This window comes from Enterococcus sp. AZ170 (assembly GCF_050545135.1).
GTDB lineage: Bacteria > Bacillota > Bacilli > Lactobacillales > Enterococcaceae > Enterococcus_L > Enterococcus_L ureilyticus.
In genome coordinates this window covers 2,577,864-2,592,538 of record NZ_CP172947.1, presented here as the reverse complement: position 1 = coordinate 2,592,538, position 14,675 = coordinate 2,577,864, and the positions used below count along the sequence as shown (strand labels likewise).

Genomic DNA, 14,675 nt, shown 5'->3' with positions numbered 1-14,675 from the left:
ATTTAGGAGGAACTGTTATGTCAATTAGCCAAACGATTACTGATTTTGTGACATTAGCGATTCAAGCTGGTGGGTGGATGGAGTTAGATCGTCTCTATTTACAAAACCGTATTCTTGCAATGATCGGCGAAGAGTCATTCGAATCGTCTTCTCCAAGACCTGTGACCGAAAACTCGTTGGATCTGTTAGATATTTTGGTAGCACAGGCTACAGCAAATGAAGTCATTCAAAAAGATTCGACTGATTTAGAAATTTTTGAAGCACAATTGATGGATTTCTTAACCCCCCCGCCTTCTGTTGTAAATGCTCTATTTGCCCAGCACTATGAAAAAGATCCGGCACAAGCAACAGATTATTTTTATAAGTTAAGTCAAGAAAATGATTATATCAAAACGCGGGCGATTGCGAGAAACATTGTCTTTCCAGCAGAGACTGAATATGGTCAACTAGAAATTACAATCAATTTATCAAAACCAGAAAAAGATCCAAAACAAATTGCCTCAGAGCGCTTAGCAACACACATTGATTATCCAAAATGTCTCTTATGCATGGAAAATGAGGGGTATAAAGGTCGATCCAACTATCCAGCAAGAACGAATCATCGAATTATTCGAATGAATTTAGATGGCGAGAGCTGGGGATTTCAATATTCACCGTATGCTTATTATAATGAGCACTCGATTATTTTGTCGGAAGAACATCGACCGATGATTATTTCAAAAGAAACGTTTCAGCGGTTGATTCGAATCACAGAAGTGCTACCGCATTATTTCGTTGGTTCCAACGCCGACTTACCAATCGTAGGTGGTTCGATTTTAACGCATGATCATTACCAGGCAGGTAAACACGTTTTTCCAATGGAAAAAGCTGAAATCGAACACTATTTTGAATTGAAGGATTTTCCTTTGTTGAATGCAGGAATCGTTAAATGGCCGATGTCAGTGATTCGACTGCAAAGCCCTAACTCAGAGGATTTAGTTGCAGCGGCAACCTTGATATTAGAAAAATGGCGCAAGTATTCCGATGAAACTGTATCGATCCGAGCTTTTTCAGCTGACGGGACTTCTCATCATACGATTACACCAATTGCTCGCCGCAAAGATCAACTATTTGAGTTGGATTTAGTTTTACGTGATAATAATATCTCCACTGAACATCCAGATGGTATTTTCCATCCTCATAAAGATGTTCAACATATCAAAAAGGAAAATATTGGTTTGATTGAAGTAATGGGATTAGCGGTATTGCCTCCGCGCTTAAATGAAGAATTAAAAGAGGTCGAAAATTATGTGTTAGCGAAAGAAAATCAACTAGCAGAGCACCATAAAAAATGGGCAGATCAGATGAAAAATACTTATTCATTTACTAAAAAAAATGTGACAGACATTATTCAAAAAGAAGTCGGACAAATCTTTACCCGTGTTTTAGCAGATGCCGGTGTTTATAAACGAACTACAAAAGGTCAAATAGCCTTTAAACGATTTATTGAAAGTTTGAATGAAGGCAGGTGAAAAGATGGCAACAATTAAAGATATTGCAGAACTAGCGGATGTTTCGCCAGCCACAGTTTCTAGAGTTTTAAACTATGATCCAGATCTTTCAGTAGGCATTGAAACGAAACAAAAAATTTTTAAAGTAGCAGAAGAATTGAATTATACAAAGCATAAAAAAAATATAAAAAGTGCTAAAGCCAAAATCTTATTCGTACAATGGTATGATGAAGCTGAGGAATTAGAGGATATTTATTACCTTTCTATTCGCTTGGGGATCGAGAAAAAAGCGGAAGAATTGGGGCTTGAACTAATCAAGCGTTCTTTAGAAGAGGTAGAACAAGCAGGCGCAGACGGAATCCTTGCTTTAGGTAAGTTTACAAAAGAGCAAGCTGACTTTTTATTCGAACTAAATCCCAACCTTTTATTTGTTGATTTTGATGCATTGGCTCTTGGTTATAATTCTCTAGTGATTGATTTTCATCAAAGTATGTCGTCAGTTTTTGAGTATCTTACTCAACATGGTCATCAGAAAATTGGGATGATTGCTGGGGAAGAATATACGACTGGAAGCCAAGAGCCACTTGAGGATAGGCGATTGACTATTTTTAGAGAAATGCTGACCCAAAAGAAAATAGTAAATGATAATTATATCCTAAAAGCACCATTTACAGTTATTGGTGGTTATGAAGTGATGAAGCAATTTTTACTAGAATATCCAACGGATTTCCCAAGCGCTTTTTTTGCTTCCAGCGATGCTTTGGCGATAGGCGCTTTAAAGGCAATTCATGAAGCAGGACTTAAGGTACCAGAAGATATTTCGGTGATTGGGTTCAATGATATCAGTGTGGCAAAATATGTTAGTCCGCCATTGACAACAATCAAAATTCATACAGAGTGGATGGGAGAATTAGCTGTTGAAACGCTTCTTTCGATTATTCATGGGCGAGCGCCAGTGGCAAGAAAAGTAACAATTGCGACAGAATTGATAGAAAGAGCATCTACGAGATAAGACTCGTAGATGCTCTGTTGATTTATTTATAAGCAATCACAAACAAATTAACATCATCATTGATACAACTTTGTAGAGTGATTCGTTCACCGCCGCCAGTTCCTACAACAAGGTCCCAGTAGTTCGTTCCTGTACCAACTTCAGCGCCGTAATCGTCCAGTTGAAGTAACGTTCTTACCGTATACGTTGTAGGTGTTCCATTTGCATCAGTGACTACGATTTGACTGCCAGTGTTTAAAGAGAAGACGGTTGAAAAGACACCAGGATTATGACCGATGAAGTGAGTATTTTGACCATCGTCACCTGATTGGACGGCTGCACCTCCCCAAGTTGAAGCAAGACCACCAGGATTTGAATCAATGATGCTTTGTCCACTACCTTGTCCACCGTTTTGATAAGGAATTGTTTGACCATTGAGTGTGAGTGTCGTTGCACCATAGGTTGGTTCAATAACAGCTGTGGTTGTGGTTTCAGGAGTTGGCTCTGCTTGAATAGGTTCTGGATTGACACTTCCTTGTTCAGCTTGTGGAACATTAGCTACAGGCTCGTTTTTAGGAATGATATGGAATATACGATCGGCCACTCCTGTATTTCCACTAGCATCTGTTGCGGAGAAGTGAACTGTTTGAGTTCCAAGAACAGAGGTATCCAGATTTTCTTCAGTTGTTATTTTTGCTGTAAGGTCACCATCTTTATTATCGACAGCAGTAACTTCATCATAGACATTGACTTGAGCATTTTGTTCAATGGTTTCCTCTGGTGCAATGATAGTAGGCGCAGTAGTATCTTTTGTATTGTTTACGGAAACAATTTTTTCTTTTTTCTTTGAAACATTTGCCAATTTACTTAATTGTGCGCTTGTGGGCACATTTTTTATCAAGGTCATTTTTTCTTTTTTAGGTTCCGTATTCGAAGGATTAGCTCTGCTTAAGCTATCGGTGAAAATAGAGCCACCAATAAATAAAGCAACACCTAAAATACTGATGACACCAAGGATGATCGTTTGTTTGATTGTGTTTTTTTTCATGTAGAATCCCTCCAAAAATGTGGTGAGATTTTCCATTTATCGATAAATTTTAAATCCGCGTTTTTTATACTTTTATAATAAGACCACGTTCTAAATAAACCAATTGAGTTGCGCTTTAGATTAATTCAAAAAAGGACTGGAAGATGCTATAATGACTGTTATATAGGGATTTCTTCAAAAAAATCTTAACCAAGGGAAAATTTTGAAGAATGCAGTTAAAAAGGGGAAAAGAGGAGAACAAAATGGAAAGATTGTTAGCACCATCTATGCATCGAAGAGTGCTGTTGTTGAACTTATTAAATGGATCAAATAGCTGGATTACTTCTGATTATTTAGCTGAGAGTATTGAGTGTTCCAAAAAAACGATTATGCTGGATTGTCAGTACATAGAAGATCGCTGGTCAGATTATTTGACGATAGAGACATCCAGAAAGCATGGGATTCGATTGATTACTTCACCCCATCGATCGATTCACGAAATTTATATAGAAATCATTCAAGAATCAAATGCCTTTTCTTTATTAGAATCCGTTTTTTTTGAACCAAGACAGGTGGCTGCATATTGGGAGAAGAAATTATTTTTAAGTAATTCCAGTCTCTATCGATTATCAAATGTAATTAGTTCGGCTTTAAAAGATCGGAATATTCAAATGAGTCGCTCACCGTATTATGTTCATGGAAAAGATGAACGACAAATTCGTTACTTTTTTACCTGCTACTTTATTGAGGTTTATGGTATTCGTGAGTGGCCTTTTCATTTAGATAGAGAAAAAATCTTTAAATTATCAAGTAAGATCAATAAAAAATTCGATTTAGAGTTGAATGATAGTCAAATCGTTCATTTAGCCTATTCGATTGCTGTAACCATTATTCGAGAAAGTCAGGGATTTTTGATCCAGAATAGAAAGGATCCAATTAATAGTTTTGTTCAAACAACAATCGATGTTAGAAAATATCAGAAAGATGTAGAAGAAATTGCTGAGCCGCTCCACGTCGTTTTACCTGATAATTGGTACGAAGATTTTTGTTATTCTATTTTTTGGTGGGATTTCGGTTGGGATAATGAACAAGAGAAAGTCAATGTTATTTATCAGGCTGAAAATTTAGTGACAACGATCCAAGAAGCACTGTCTATTTCTATTTCAGAACCAAGCAAGGTCAGTATTATTCGTTTGATTGAATATATTTATGCCAAACATAAGCTTTTTCCATATAAAAAATTTATGGTTTATGACCGCTATTTATATTCAAGTAAAGCCATCAAACAGAATTTTATTGTTTTTACAGCAGTAGTGTCCAAAGCGTTAGGTGTGTTGGAAAAGAAAATGAAGTTTCCATGGAAAACGATGTATTTGGATGGTATCTTGCATGAAATGGCGATTCGCTGGCAAGATTTGAGTAGACTGACCGATGAAATGAGACATCAACTATCTGTTTTAGTTTTAAGTGATCTAGGTAAGGAACATGCGCAATTACTCAGTTCGGTCCTAAAAGAAAACTTTCGGAATAAGGTGAGTTTGTCTGTTCAAGAAACGCATTTTTATGAACAATCGGTTAATTGTGCGGAGCAGTCATATGATCTGTATGTATCCAATTACGCAATTGAAACCGTAGATGAAAAAATTAATATGATCGTCGAAGATATTCCTTCTTTCAAGAACTTGACAGACCTAAGGAAATACATTGATAAAAGACGTTTGGTTTTACCTAAAGATATTGCTTATTTAAATGCTTGATTGTTATTTAAATTAATTTATAAAACTGATTTTTCTTTTGAAATTAAAATAATTATTGTCATTTAATAAATACTAATGCTATACTGAAAGAGTATTATTAATTTTAAAGGAGAGAATTATGAAAAAGAAAGCGTACAGAAACACACCTGCATTTGTCTTTCTAAGTTGGGGATCATTTGCCTTTTTTGTGGCATTGATGTTGATTGGCTTATACACACTAAAAGAACCATTGATGGTTAAAGGATACTATTTGATGGGGTCGGTGGGATTGATTTCTTCATCATTTACACTTTCAAAAGTAATTAGAGACAATCAAGAAGATGAAGAACGTTACAATCAAATGTTTCGAGCAAATGATGGATTAGTAAAAAAAGAAGACACCGATACGCATATTTAATCCATGTAAAAGAAGACAGGAACAAGGGCTTGCTTTTGTTTTCACCGTTTATTCAGTTTCCAAGTGGTTAGAGTGTAACTCGTAGAGTTATAGCCTAACCACTTTTTTTGAAGATTTTTTTAATCCGTTTGCTTTTTTTAATGCCTTATCCATAAAAATCACGTATAATAGAAGATAGTGAAATTTCGAGGGAGGGGTAAATTATGGCGTATCAAGCTTTGTATCGTGTCTGGCGCTCACAGCGTTTCGATGATGTTGTTGGACAAAAAGCAATCACCCAGACATTAAAAAATGCGATCATCCAAAAGAAAACCTCGCATGCCTATTTGTTTACCGGCCCAAGAGGAACAGGAAAGACCAGCGCAGCAAAAATTTTTGCTAAAGCAATCAACTGTAAACATAGTGTAGATGGGGAACCCTGCAATGAATGCGAAACCTGTGTTGCGATTACAGAAGGACGGTTGAACGATGTAATTGAGATCGATGCGGCAAGTAATAATGGTGTTGAAGAGATTCGTGATATTCGTGATAAAGCAAAATATGCACCAACACAAGCGGAGTATAAAGTCTATATCATCGATGAAGTCCATATGTTATCAACAGGAGCCTTTAATGCATTACTAAAAACCTTGGAAGAGCCTCCGCAAAATGTCATTTTTATTTTAGCGACGACAGAACCGCATAAGATTCCACTGACAATCATTTCACGGACACAACGTTTTGACTTTAAACGAATCAGTACTCAAGATATCGTTGATCATTTGGGTTATATTTTAAATCAGATTACTATCGAGTATGAAGAGCAGGCGTTATATGTAATCGGACGAGCAGCAGAAGGTGGAATGCGGGATGCATTAAGCATTCTCGATCAGACGATTTCATTCAGCGATGAAAAAGTCACACTGATAGATGCGATGCAAGTCACTGGCAGCTTGACCTATGAAATGATGGATCAATATATATCCAGCTGTGTTACGGGTGATGTCGAGCAAGCACTCGAAATATTAGAGAATATTCTTAGCTCTGGTAAAGAAGCAAGACGATTTTTAGAAGATTTATTATTGTATTGTCGTGATTTACTTATGTTTCAGCAAGCACCTAATTTGTTAACCGAAAAAGTTGGAAATCTAACAGAAAATTTCAAAAGCTTAGCTGAACAAACAGAGGCAGAAAAAATCTATCAAATGATTCAAATTTTAAGCGAGACTCAAAATGATATCCGTTTTACGAACAACGCCAATATTTATCTTGAGGTAGCGACTGTCAAGCTAGCCAAATCTGTTAAAAAACTGACCGCTATTGCTCCAGATACACACCCGACAGGTGGCATAGAGCTGACTGCCTTGCAGCAAAAAGTCGAACAGTTACAAAAAGAATTAGCAGAGCTAAAGAAAAATGGTGTTACAGCTAAAGAGACTGAACCTGTTAAAACAACACGAGTAACCAGTAGTAAGAATGCACTTCGGATCCCAACAGAATTGGTGTATAAAGTCTTGAATGAAGCAACCAAGGATCATTTAATGAATGTTAAAAATGTTTGGGATGACTTATTGCAAATGATGTCGGTGACGCAAAGAGCGATGCTCAAAGCCAGTGAACCAGTAGCTGCTGGTCCGAATGGCTTAGTGATCGCTTTCGATTATGAAATTGTTTGCGGTCGCGCAATGGATGACGAAGAATTACAATTAGCGATTCATAATAATTTAAGCCGTTTAGTAAATAACTATGCGCCTGACATGGTTTGTATCACAAAAGAAAGCTGGCCAAAATTGCGTCAGTCCTTTATCAGTCAAAATAAAGAAAATTCAGGAGAACAATCAAGTAATGAACAATCTGCGACTCATGAGGATCATCTAATGACTGCAGAAGAACCAGCTAAAGAAGTTAATAATCAAGTAGTAGACGAGGCAATCGCGATGTTTGGCGAAGCGCTTGTTGAAGTAATAAATGATTAAGAGGAGACGATAGTTATGATGCGTGGTATGGGAAATATGCAAGGAATGATGAAACAAGTTCAGAAGATGCAAAAAGATATGGAAAAAGCACAAGCTGAACTAAACGTGCGAGAATTTGTGGGAGCTGCAACGAACGAACTTGTTACAGCAACTTTTACTGGGGATCGTAAAATGAAAGATATCTCTATTAAAGAAGAAGTTATTGATCCAGAAGATGCAGAAATGCTGCAAGATCTTGTAATCATGGCAGTCAATGACGCATTGACTAAAGTAGAAAAAGAAACAGAAGCGACCATGGGCAAGTATGCTAAAGGAATGCCTGGTTTCTAATCAAAGCTAGTAGTGGTCCAAAAAATAGAAGAGCCAAAGGATAAATGCCTAAACATTTATCCTTTGGCTCTTTGTTTTGCTCTATTTCCAGCAGACAAAATGATCTGTATGATTAGTGACAATTGTGCGATAGGGCAAGAATCAATGAAACATCAACACAATTATTACATAATCAAATCAAAAAGTAGCTGATTATTTAGCTAATTGTTTTTTTCTGAAGATATAAGCTCCTGCAATCAGCATTACGCCAGCTGAAGCAACCATCATACCATTATTTGTTTCACCTGTTGAAGGTAATTGTTTTGCTTTTGTTTGAGCTGAAGCAATTGGTTTTTGATTTTTATTAGAAACAGGATTTGCGACTGGTGTAAGAAGATCGTTACCAGGTGCTTTAGTTTCATTATTTTCTTCAATTGGCGCAACCGGTTTTAATGGGTTAGCATTTTCTGGAAGAATCGTTAAGGTAATGATTTTTTCAGCGATAACATTTGCTGTACTACGTGTTAGTTCACTGATGTAGTATCTGATTGAGTATGTTCCAGGATCAACTAAGGTATTACCGATTTGTGTAACTTGGATAGGCGCTCCAATTATTTCAAATCCTACCATGTATCCATCCGCATTTTCAAAAGTCGCCCAACTTAAAATCATTTCTTCGGTTAATGATTGACCAACATACATTGTTTGGTCAGCAATTTTAATCGTTGGTTTTAACTCATCTGATGAGCTAGAGTCAGTTGAACTAGAGTCCGTCGAGCTAGGTGTAGTTGTACTAGAATCAGTTGAGCTAGAGTCAGTCGAACTAGGTGTAGTCGTGCTAGAACCAGTCGAACTAGGCGTAGTTGAACTAGAATCAGTCGAGCTAGAGTCAGTTGAACTAGGTGTAGTTGAAGAATCAGTCGACTCAGGTGTAGTCGAGCTAGAATCAGTCGATTCAGGTACAGTTGAACTAGGTTCAGTCGTACTAGGTACAGTTGGAGCTGCAACTAAAGCCTCTAATTTAAATGTCAATGCTTGGATAGAACCAGCATAGCCAGCTTCTGTATTGTGAGTTAAAACATCTCGCGCAATTGATAATGTAAGTTTTAAACTTTCAATAGATTCTGCAGTGTATTCAGCTTCAGATGATGCAATAAGAGAATCTGCTTGGGCTACTAAAGTCTCCAAGCGTCCCCTAAGTTCACTAGTATCTTCACTTGAAGAAACACTTGTTTCCTCAGCGTGAACAATCGTGTTTAACGTTGGTGTTGTAAAAAGGACTGAACTGAATAATAATGATGCTGCTAAAAATTTTAAACTCTTTTTCATAAAAACTCCCCTTTAGTATTTCTAATTTTTTATTTTCTCACCCATAATTAATATATAACACCTGTAATAAATGTCAATATTTATTTAGTAAAAAGAATATAATTTTATAGATAACTTTAATTTTTTTAACATTTATGTATTAAAAAGAATGTAACACCGGATTTATGAGTGAAAGTAGTCATATATATTAATGGAACAAAATGTTAAAGTAAACGTATGAAATTGTTGAATGTACTTTAGACCAACGACATTTGATAAAATAGATTGTTCAAGATTAGTCCTTTTTTTGATTCCATGTAATTTAAATGCATCAGCACTTATGAAAAAATAGTGAGAATTTTTTATTATTGGTTGAACTAAGAGAGAGCATTTATAAGCAGAGAAAAGTTATTATTCTGTAAAAAGACTTATAAAAAATGGTATAATATATGTTAGTTCTACAATGAATATATAATTTACAACCAATCGTCCATCGTTTGTGTTTGAAAGGATTTGTTGAAATGCATTACCCAGAACCTATCGCTAAATTAGTTGAAAGTTATATGAAATTACCTGGTATCGGTCAAAAAACAGCTGTTCGATTGGCTTTTTATACACTTGATATGAAAGAAGAAGATGTCAATGCTTTTGCCAAAGCTTTGATCAGTGTGAAACGTGATCTGCATTTTTGTAGTATTTGCGGCAATATTACAGAAGAAGATCCTTGTGAAATTTGTCAGGATACCACAAGAGACCGCAGTATCATTTTAGTCGTAGAAGAACCAAAAGATGTGATGGCAATGGAGAAGATGCGTGAATATCATGGGATGTATCATGTGTTGCATGGGGTTTTATCTCCAATGGAAGGCACAGGTCCAGAAGATATTAATATTGCATCGTTGATTCAACGTCTTCACGATGATGAAGTCAAAGAAGTCATTATTGCAACAAATGCTACGACAGAAGGGGAAGCAACAGCGATGTATCTTTCTCGTTTGATCAAGCCCGCTGGAATCATCGTGACAAGATTAGCTCATGGCTTGTCAGTAGGCAGTGATATTGAATATGCGGATGAAGTAACCTTGTTAAAAGCTGTAGAAGGACGACGGGAACTTTAGATTAGCATAAAAATAAAATAGAGGGGAAGATTCATCCATGGATGAATCTTCCCCTCTATTTAGTCTATTTTTCGCCATTACTCTTCAACAATACTGATTGTAAATCCATCATATCCTTTTACTCCAACAGTTTCAATAGCCGTCGAAGTTAAGTGTTTAGAAGTAGACAGATCTTCTATAAAGGATCTTACTCCTATCACTCGTCCATCAGAACTTTGCGAATCAATAACAGCACCATCACGAACAACATTATCACCAATAATAATCGTTCCTGGCTGTGCTAATTGTAATGCGTACTTTAGGTAAAGGGAGTTATTTTCTTTATCTGCATCAATAAAAATCAAATCAAAAGGTGAAGTTTGTGTTTGGACCATAGTTGCTAAGGTCTCAGCAGCAGCTCCCACTAAAATAGTTGTTTTCTCAGAAACACCAGCAAGGGCTAAATTTTCTTGAGCAATTTTGGCATGTTTTTGGTCGTATTCAAGAGAAATCACCTGTCCATTTTCAGCTACCGCTTTAGCAAACCAAAGAGTACTATAACCGCCAAGCGTACCAATCTCTAAAATTCGTTTCGCACCTTTGATTTTTGCTAGAAGATAAAGAAATTTTCCTTGAGAAGGAGAAACGTCATGAGGAGGTAATTGATATTTCTCATTATTCGTTAAGATTTGGTCAAAGATGGGATCGTTTTCTACTAATTTTTCAATAAAATAATCGTCAACGGCTGCAAATAGTTTTTTCAAAGAACTCACTCCCAGTTTTTAATGGTGACTCTAAAATAATTATAGCATGTTTGAAATGGAACCAGTATATTCTTGTCTGATCAGTGAGAAATGTTGGTTTTATTGTAAATGTTTTTATCATTTTTTTACTAAAATAAATATATTGAGTCGTTTATTTTTACTAAGAAGCCTTTGCACGGGTGTTGCCACACTTATTTTATATAACAGAATTAAAAAAGTGGAAATGATTTAACACCATATAACTGGGAGAAGTCCGTCAGGATATTCTTTCCAGTTTTTTTGCTATAAAATCACTACTTTTTCATTGATTCGTCAGGAAAATTTTAATAATAAGGAATTCAATTAGACTGATAGTGATAGATAAAGTATAATAGATGAAAGGAATCAAAGTAAGTAAGGGGATTAGTAAAGTGCAAGGTATTTTTATAACAATCGAAGGGCCAGACGGCGCAGGTAAAACGAGTGTATTGAACGAGTTATACCCAAGGCTGGATTTGGCAGCAGAACGAAGCATCATCAAAACAAGAGAGCCTGGCGGCATTCCCATTGCTGAGAAGATTCGTCAAATTATTTTAGATCCAAGAAATCAAGAGATGGATGAGCGGACAGAAGCGTTGCTTTATGCAGCTGCTCGCCGTCAGCATCTGATGGAAAAAGTTTTGCCAGCATTAGAAGAAGGCAAAATCGTTTTGTGTGATCGTTTTGTGGATAGCTCTTTAGCGTATCAAGGAGCTGGTCGACGGATCGGTGTTGAAGCAATCGCTGCAATCAATGAATTTGCAATCGAAGGCACCATACCTGATTTTACAATCTATTTAGATGTAGATTCAGATACAGGCTTGAACCGTATCAAAAATCATCGTACGCAACAGATCGATCGACTGGATTCAGAAGGTCTTGAGTTTCATCAGCGAGTACGCCACGAATATTTAAAACTAGTGGAAGAAAACCCAGAAAGAATTACGAAAATCGATGCCAGAATGGGCTTGGTCGATGTTGTAGAAGCAACTTTTCAAGCAATCGTAAATCGTTATCCAGAATACTTTAGAAACTAGGAAGGTGACCGAATATGAAAATTATTTTAGCAATTGTCCAAGATAAAGATAGCAACCGTTTAGCCAATGAGTTCATTGACGCCAATATCCGCGCAACAAAACTTTCATCAACTGGTGGTTTTTTAAAAGCTGGAAACAGTACATTTATCGTTGGGATCGATGATGACCGTGTTGACGAAGCATTGGAATTGATCAAACAAACCTGTCAATCTCGTAAACAATATGTGTCAACTCCTGTAACACTAGATATTACGATGGATGGACAAGTGCCTTATCCTGTAGAGGTTGAAGTAGGCGGTGCAACTGTCTTTGTTCTTCCAGTAGAAGGATTCCATCAATATTAAGATGAATGAAGCTCACGTTTTAAATGAGCAGCAACCACTACTATACCAGCAACTTCAAAAAAGCTTCGAGCATGGTCGTCTTGCCCATGCTTATCTTTTTGAAGGCGATACAGGAACTGGTAAAAAAGAATTTGGCTTATGGATGGCAAAACATGTTTTTTGTACTAATTTGACAGAGAATAATCCTTGTAACCACTGCAATAACTGCTTACGAATCAACGAGAACGAGCATCCAGATGTTTTAAGAGTTACGCCTGACGGCCAAACGATCAAAGTGGACCAAATCAGAGCTTTAAAAGCCGAATTTAGTAAAAGTGGCGTTGAATCTGCCCAAAAGGTTTTTTTGATTGAGCAATCTGACAAGATGAGCGTTGGCGCAGCGAATAGTCTATTAAAGTTTTTAGAAGAGCCAGAAGGAAAAGTCTTAGCCATTTTAGAGACGACCTCTTTAGCGAAAATTCTCCCAACGATTCAATCTCGCTGTCAGGTGCTTCATTTTCAACCGCTGGTTAAGGATAAATTAGTCAATGCACTAGTTGAATCAGGGGTCAATAAAAATACAGCGAATCTTTTGGCTGAACTGACAAATAGTTTCGACAAAGCAGTTGAAATCTCTCAAGATGAATGGTTTAATGAAGCTAGGGAAATTACTCAACAATGGTTTGATTACTTGATAAAAGATGATTTACAAGCGTTTGTCTATGTTCAAAAAAAGATGATCAAAGTCTTTAAAGAAAAAGACCAACAAGCGTTGAGTTTTGATTTATTACTTGCTTATTATCGCAAACAGCTCACTGACAGTGTGGCCAAAGAACAGCTTAAACGTGTGATCGAACAACAGGCACAACGAGTTGAACTGATTTTGAAGGCTCGCCAAAAGTGGGAAGCCAATGTTAGTTTCCAAAGTGTTTGTGAACAATTAGTGGTACGAATGATCCACCCTAAAACATAAATAGGAGGATGAAAATGGTAGAAGTAGTAGGAGTTCGCTTCCGCGAAGCAGGTCATATCTATTATTTTGCTCCTGGAAAATCAGAGTATTTTTACAATGATAAAGTGCTTGTGGAGTCACAGCAATCTAAACAGCTGGCCACAGTTGCCATACCGAAAAAAACGATCGATCCAGAAGATTTACCTGAGGATCTAAAACCCATTTTAAATAAAGCATCAGAAACTGATTTAGAAAAGGAACAAAAAAACGTAGACGATGCCAAAGCGGCATTAAGTGTGGCCAAAGAGAAAATTCGTGCGCACGAGTTAGAGATGAAATTGATTCGTGTTGAATATACATTTGATCGCAGCAAAATGGTTTTTTATTTCACCGCAGACGGACGAATCGATTTTCGAGAACTCGTCAAAGATTTAGCAGCAATTTTCCGTACGAGAATCGAATTACGTCAAATCGGTGTCAGAGATGAAGCGAAGATTTTAGGGGGTATTGGTCCTTGCGGCAGACAATTATGCTGCTCAACCTTCTTAGGTGATTTTATGCCAGTGTCGATCAAAATGGCAAAAGATCAAGGATTATCGTTAAATCCGGTGAAAATTTCTGGCTTATGCGGGCGCTTGATGTGTTGTTTAAAATATGAAAATGATGAATACGAAGCAGCGAAAAAGGAATTACCAGATTATGGTAAAGATGTGATCACACCAGATGGAAAAGGTCGCGTAGTTGGCTTAAACTTATTGAGTCGAATCATCAAGGTTCGTTTAGTAGGTCGTGAAATCGCTGTAGAATATGAATATGACGAAATTAAAGAAGCAACGCAAAAAGCTCAAGCCGAAAAAGGTGATCATAATGGATAAACGTTCTTTATACGACGGACTGAGTTCTTTAGAGACAGATTTACAAGGAACTTTAGGACAATTATCAGAGATTAAAGAAGCACTTCATGAGTTAGTAGAGAAGAATACAACGCTTGAAATTGAAAACCAACGCTTACGAGAACATTTGCAGGAGCTGACAAAACTAGCCAGTGATCCGAATGATCCAGCAAAACAAGAGCTATCTAAATCTCGTATGAATTTGGAAAAGCTTTATGAAGAAGGCTTTCATGTTTGTAATATTTTATATGGCTCACGTCGTGAAAATGATGAAGAATGTGCGTTTTGTTTGGATGTCATTTATGGTGAAAGATACAAATAAATAGTAATCAATTCAAATTTAGAGGCTGTGACAAT

At 36.7% G+C, this 14,675-nt stretch carries 15 protein-coding genes; 12 read left to right on the top strand and 3 right to left on the bottom strand.

Annotated elements, in window-relative coordinates:
* Positions 1-17: 17 nt before the first annotated feature.
* Both galT and IGJ55_RS12510 read left to right on the top strand, forming a co-directional pair.
* Positions 18-1,511 (top strand): UDP-glucose--hexose-1-phosphate uridylyltransferase, encoded by a 1,494-nt coding sequence (gene galT / locus IGJ55_RS12515; protein ID WP_207121189.1) that lies wholly within the window; start codon positions 18-20, stop codon positions 1,509-1,511.
* Between the two features lie 4 nt (positions 1,512-1,515).
* The gene (locus IGJ55_RS12510; protein ID WP_430606590.1) at positions 1,516-2,502 is read left to right on the top strand and encodes a LacI family DNA-binding transcriptional regulator; all 987 of its coding nucleotides are present in this window, start codon (positions 1,516-1,518) and stop codon (positions 2,500-2,502) included.
* 22 nt (positions 2,503-2,524) lie between these two features.
* Here the strand turns inward: IGJ55_RS12510 and IGJ55_RS12505 are convergent, their stop codons facing one another.
* Entirely contained in the window at positions 2,525-3,529 is a 1,005-nt protein-coding gene (locus IGJ55_RS12505; protein ID WP_430606589.1) for an immunoglobulin-like domain-containing protein, read from the bottom strand.
* 242 nt (positions 3,530-3,771) lie between these two features.
* Between IGJ55_RS12505 and IGJ55_RS12500 the strand changes: the two genes are divergently transcribed.
* The 4 genes from IGJ55_RS12500 to IGJ55_RS12485 all read left to right on the top strand — a co-directional run bounded on the left by IGJ55_RS12500 (position 3,772) and on the right by IGJ55_RS12485 (position 7,947).
* Positions 3,772-5,265, top strand: a complete 1,494-nt coding sequence (locus IGJ55_RS12500; RefSeq protein WP_430606588.1) for a helix-turn-helix domain-containing protein — start codon at positions 3,772-3,774, stop codon at positions 5,263-5,265.
* Between the two features lie 118 nt (positions 5,266-5,383).
* Positions 5,384-5,662: a YiaA/YiaB family inner membrane protein gene (locus tag IGJ55_RS12495; RefSeq protein WP_069640908.1), complete on the top strand. Its 279-nt coding sequence runs from the start codon at positions 5,384-5,386 to the stop codon at positions 5,660-5,662.
* A gap of 203 nt (positions 5,663-5,865) precedes the next feature.
* Positions 5,866-7,617 (top strand): DNA polymerase III subunit gamma/tau, encoded by a 1,752-nt coding sequence (gene dnaX, locus IGJ55_RS12490; protein WP_429948960.1) that lies wholly within the window; start codon positions 5,866-5,868, stop codon positions 7,615-7,617.
* 15 nt (positions 7,618-7,632) lie between these two features.
* Complete coding sequence (locus IGJ55_RS12485; protein WP_069640910.1) at positions 7,633-7,947, top strand: YbaB/EbfC family nucleoid-associated protein; 315 nt, start codon at positions 7,633-7,635, stop codon at positions 7,945-7,947.
* Positions 7,948-8,139: 192 nt separating this feature from the next.
* Here the strand turns inward: IGJ55_RS12485 and IGJ55_RS12480 are convergent, their stop codons facing one another.
* Positions 8,140-9,255 (bottom strand): LPXTG cell wall anchor domain-containing protein, encoded by a 1,116-nt coding sequence (locus IGJ55_RS12480; protein WP_429948961.1) that lies wholly within the window; start codon positions 9,253-9,255, stop codon positions 8,140-8,142.
* 500 nt (positions 9,256-9,755) lie between these two features.
* Between IGJ55_RS12480 and recR the strand changes: the two genes are divergently transcribed.
* Positions 9,756-10,352, top strand: a complete 597-nt coding sequence (recR, locus tag IGJ55_RS12475; RefSeq protein ID WP_429948963.1) for a recombination mediator RecR — start codon at positions 9,756-9,758, stop codon at positions 10,350-10,352.
* Positions 10,353-10,429: 77 nt separating this feature from the next.
* On the opposite strand, the gene IGJ55_RS12470 is transcribed toward recR, so the two are convergent.
* The gene (locus tag IGJ55_RS12470; protein ID WP_430606587.1) at positions 10,430-11,104 is read right to left on the bottom strand and encodes an O-methyltransferase; all 675 of its coding nucleotides are present in this window, start codon (positions 11,102-11,104) and stop codon (positions 10,430-10,432) included.
* 401 nt (positions 11,105-11,505) lie between these two features.
* On the opposite strand from IGJ55_RS12470, the gene tmk reads away from it, so the two are divergent.
* The 5 genes from tmk to IGJ55_RS12445 are packed head-to-tail and all read left to right on the top strand — an operon-like array spanning position 11,506 to position 14,640.
* Positions 11,506-12,150 carry a dTMP kinase gene (gene tmk / locus IGJ55_RS12465; RefSeq protein ID WP_069640947.1) on the top strand — a complete coding sequence of 215 codons (645 nt, stop codon included), beginning with the start codon at positions 11,506-11,508 and terminating at the stop codon, positions 12,148-12,150.
* A gap of 14 nt (positions 12,151-12,164) precedes the next feature.
* Positions 12,165-12,494 carry a cyclic-di-AMP receptor gene (locus tag IGJ55_RS12460; protein WP_069640948.1) on the top strand — a complete coding sequence of 110 codons (330 nt, stop codon included), beginning with the start codon at positions 12,165-12,167 and terminating at the stop codon, positions 12,492-12,494.
* 1 nt (position 12,495) lies between these two features.
* Positions 12,496-13,446 (top strand): DNA polymerase III subunit delta', encoded by a 951-nt coding sequence (gene holB, locus IGJ55_RS12455; protein ID WP_069640949.1) that lies wholly within the window; start codon positions 12,496-12,498, stop codon positions 13,444-13,446.
* 14 nt (positions 13,447-13,460) lie between these two features.
* A complete protein-coding gene (locus IGJ55_RS12450) occupies positions 13,461-14,300 on the top strand; it encodes a PSP1 domain-containing protein (RefSeq protein WP_069640950.1) in 840 nt (279 codons plus the stop codon).
* Positions 14,293-14,640, top strand: a complete 348-nt coding sequence (locus IGJ55_RS12445; protein ID WP_010773302.1) for a DNA replication initiation control protein YabA — start codon at positions 14,293-14,295, stop codon at positions 14,638-14,640. The genes IGJ55_RS12450 and IGJ55_RS12445 overlap by 8 nt, the downstream gene beginning before the upstream one ends.
* Positions 14,641-14,675: the final 35 nt, after the last annotated feature.

What these genes read in the sequence shown, in the direction of transcription:
- IGJ55_RS12445 (WP_010773302.1), top strand. Translation starts at nt 14,293, where the DNA reads ATGGATAAACGTTCTTTATACGACGGACTGAGTTCTTTAGAGACAGAT.
- IGJ55_RS12460 (WP_069640948.1), top strand. Translation starts at nt 12,165, where the DNA reads ATGAAAATTATTTTAGCAATTGTCCAAGATAAAGATAGCAACCGTTTA.
- holB (WP_069640949.1), top strand. Translation starts at nt 12,496, where the DNA reads ATGAATGAAGCTCACGTTTTAAATGAGCAGCAACCACTACTATACCAG.
- recR (WP_429948963.1), top strand. Translation starts at nt 9,756, where the DNA reads ATGCATTACCCAGAACCTATCGCTAAATTAGTTGAAAGTTATATGAAA.
- IGJ55_RS12450 (WP_069640950.1), top strand. Translation starts at nt 13,461, where the DNA reads ATGGTAGAAGTAGTAGGAGTTCGCTTCCGCGAAGCAGGTCATATCTAT.
- galT (WP_207121189.1), top strand. Translation starts at nt 18, where the DNA reads ATGTCAATTAGCCAAACGATTACTGATTTTGTGACATTAGCGATTCAA.
- IGJ55_RS12510 (WP_430606590.1), top strand. Translation starts at nt 1,516, where the DNA reads ATGGCAACAATTAAAGATATTGCAGAACTAGCGGATGTTTCGCCAGCC.
- IGJ55_RS12500 (WP_430606588.1), top strand. Translation starts at nt 3,772, where the DNA reads ATGGAAAGATTGTTAGCACCATCTATGCATCGAAGAGTGCTGTTGTTG.
- IGJ55_RS12495 (WP_069640908.1), top strand. Translation starts at nt 5,384, where the DNA reads ATGAAAAAGAAAGCGTACAGAAACACACCTGCATTTGTCTTTCTAAGT.
- IGJ55_RS12505 (WP_430606589.1), bottom strand. Translation starts at nt 3,529, where the DNA reads ATGAAAAAAAACACAATCAAACAAACGATCATCCTTGGTGTCATCAGT.
- IGJ55_RS12485 (WP_069640910.1), top strand. Translation starts at nt 7,633, where the DNA reads ATGATGCGTGGTATGGGAAATATGCAAGGAATGATGAAACAAGTTCAG.
- dnaX (WP_429948960.1), top strand. Translation starts at nt 5,866, where the DNA reads ATGGCGTATCAAGCTTTGTATCGTGTCTGGCGCTCACAGCGTTTCGAT.
- IGJ55_RS12480 (WP_429948961.1), bottom strand. Translation starts at nt 9,255, where the DNA reads ATGAAAAAGAGTTTAAAATTTTTAGCAGCATCATTATTATTCAGTTCA.